Here is a 2,857-nt window from a genome sequence, read left to right on the forward strand (position 1 = left end):
GCGCCCCCCCCCCTCCCCGCACTCACCCGCGGATCACCCCCCCCCCGCCGGGGTGACCCGCGGCAAGCGGGGGCCCCCCCCCCGGGCCGCCGTAACACGACTCGGTCAGCACCGATAACATCTGCCGCACAGGACCGAGCACGCACAACGAACCGCACACCGAGGAGTCACCGTGTCCCAACCGCGCCCCGCAGCCGCCCTGACCCCACCGCGCGTGGTGGTGCCGGCGGGGACTACCGCGGGGACGGCGGTGCGTGAAGCGGGGCTCCCGGGCAAGGGCCCGGACGCCGTCGTGGTCGTGCGCGACCCCGAGGGCCACCTGCGCGACCTGTCCTGGGTGCCGCAGGTGGAGGTCGAGGTCGAGGCGGTCGCCGCCGACACCGAGGCCGGCCGCAGCGTCATCCGGCACTCCACGGCCCACGTGCTGGCGCAGGCCGTGCAGCAGCAGTTCCCCGAGGCCAAGCTCGGCATCGGCCCGCCGGTCAAGGACGGCTTCTACTACGACTTCCGGGTCGACAAGCCGTTCACGCCCGAAGACCTCCAGGCGCTGGAGAAGCGCATGAAGGCCATCATCAAGGGCGCGCAGCGGTTCAACCGCCGCGTGGTCGAGTCGGTCGACGCCGCCAAGTCCGAACTGGCCGCCGAGCCGTTCAAGCTCGAACTCGTGGACGTCAAGGCCGGGTCGTCCGACACCGCCGTCGACTCCTCGGAGATCATGGAGGTCGGCGGCGGCGAGCTGACGATCTACGACAACCTCGACCCGAGGTCGGGCGAGCGCGTCTGGGGCGACCTGTGCCGCGGCCCGCACGTGCCGACGACCAAGCACATCCCGGCGTTCAAGCTGACCCGCGTCGCCGCCGCGTACTGGCGCGGCAACGAGAAGAACCCGCAGCTGCAGCGCATCTACGGCACGGCGTGGGAGTCGCAGGAGGCGCTGGACGCGCACGTGGAGCTGCTGGCCGAGGCCGAGCGGCGCGACCACCGCAAGCTCGGCGTCGAGCTGGACCTGTTCAGCTTCCCGGACGAGATCGGCTCGGGCCTGGCGGTGTTCCACCCGCGCGGCGGGATCATCCGCAAGGCCATGGAGGACTACTCCCGCGACCGGCACTCCGAAGAGGGCTACGAGTTCGTCTACTCGCCGCACATCACCAAGGGCAACCTGTTCGAGACGTCCGGTCACCTCGACTGGTACAAGGACGGGATGTACCCGGCGATGCACCTCGACGCCGAGTACGACGACGACGGCAAGCTGCGCAAGCCGGGCCAGGACTACTACCTCAAGCCGATGAACTGCCCGTTCCACGACCTGATCTTCCGGTCGCGCGGGCGGTCCTACCGCGAGCTGCCGCTGCGCATGTTCGAGTTCGGCGGCGTGTACCGGTACGAGAAGTCCGGCGTCATCCACGGCCTCACCCGCGTGCGCGGCATGACGCAGGACGACGCGCACATCTTCTGCACCCCCGACCAGGTGCAGGACGAGCTGAAGTCGCTGCTGGCCTTCGTGCTCGGGCTGCTGCGCGACTACGGCCTCGACGACTTCTACCTGGAGCTGTCGACCCGCAACCCGGAGAAGTCCGTCGGCTCCGACGAGGTCTGGGAGAAGGCGACGGAGGCGTTGCGCGTCGCGGCGGAGGACTCCGGCCTGGAGCTGGTGCCGGACCCGGGCGGCGCGGCGTTCTACGGCCCGAAGATCTCGGTGCAGGCCAAGGACGCGCTGGGCCGCACCTGGCAGATGTCGACCATCCAGGTGGACTTCAACCTGCCCGAGCGGTTCGAGCTGGAGTACACCGGCCCGGACGGCACGCGGCAGCGCCCGGTCATGATCCACCGCGCGCTGTTCGGCTCGGTCGAGCGGTTCTTCGGCGTGCTGACCGAGCACTACGCGGGCGCGTTCCCGGCGTGGCTCGCGCCGGTGCAGGTGGTGGGCATCCCGATCGCGGACGAGCACGTCGACCACCTGCTGGCGGTCGCGAAGCAGCTCAGGGCGAAGGGCATCCGGGTCGAGGTGGACGCCTCCGACGACCGGATGCAGAAGAAGATCCGCAACCACACCACGCAGAAGGTGCCGTTCATGCTGCTGGCCGGCGGCAAGGACGTGGAGCAGGGCGCGGTGTCGTTCCGGTTCCGCGACGGCACGCAGGTCAACGGCGTGCCGGTCGAGCGGGCGGTCGAGACGGTCGTGGACTGGGTCGCGCGGCGCGAGAACGCCTCGCCCACGGCGGAACTCGTCCAGTGACCGAGCGGCACGAGGAGCAGGACGGTGTCGGGGTCGACGACGCGTTGCAGCGGCTGTGGACCCCGCACCGCCTGTCGTACGTGCGCGGTGAGGGCAAGGCGGTCGGTGACGAGCCCGAGGGCTGCCCGTTCTGCCGGGTGATCGGCCTGGACGACGCCGAGGGCCTGATCCTGGCCCGCGGCGAGCTGGTGTTCGCGGTGCTCAACCTGTACCCGTACAACCCCGGTCACCTGATGGTGCTGCCGTACCGGCACGTGCCCGACTACACCGACCTGACCGTCGACGAGACGGCCGAGTTCGCCGCGTTCACGCAGCGGGCGATGCGGGTGATCCGGTCGGCCTCCGGTCCGCACGGGTTCAACGTCGGCATGAACCAGGGCGTCGTGGCGGGCGCGGGGATCGCGGCGCACCTGCACCAGCACGTCGTGCCGCGCTGGGGCGGCGATGCGAACTTCATGCCGGTGATCGGCCACACGAAGGTCCTGCCGCAACTGCTCGGTGAGACCAGGCAGCTGCTGTCGGACGCCTGGGCCTCGCTGTAGGTCCCGCGTGTCCTACGTCCGCGTCACCCGTGTCCTACGTCCGGAACACCCGAGTTGAACGCTCGGAACACGGCCAGAC

At 70.5% G+C, this 2,857-nt stretch carries 2 protein-coding genes; both read left to right on the forward strand.

The annotated features are described in order from the left end of the window. The first annotated feature begins 172 nt into the window (after window positions 1–172). Window positions 173–2,236, forward strand: coding sequence for a threonine--tRNA ligase (gene thrS / locus AB0G02_RS33915; RefSeq protein WP_360802574.1), 2,064 nt, complete (start codon window positions 173–175; stop codon window positions 2,234–2,236). Continuing rightward, window positions 2,233–2,778: an HIT domain-containing protein gene (locus tag AB0G02_RS33920; protein WP_360802577.1), complete on the forward strand. Its 546-nt coding sequence runs from the start codon at window positions 2,233–2,235 to the stop codon at window positions 2,776–2,778. The genes thrS and AB0G02_RS33920 overlap by 4 nt, the downstream gene beginning before the upstream one ends. Window positions 2,779–2,857: the final 79 nt, after the last annotated feature.

The sequence above is a fragment of the Actinosynnema sp. NPDC023658 genome, from assembly GCF_040639995.1.
GTDB lineage: Bacteria > Actinomycetota > Actinomycetes > Mycobacteriales > Pseudonocardiaceae > Actinosynnema.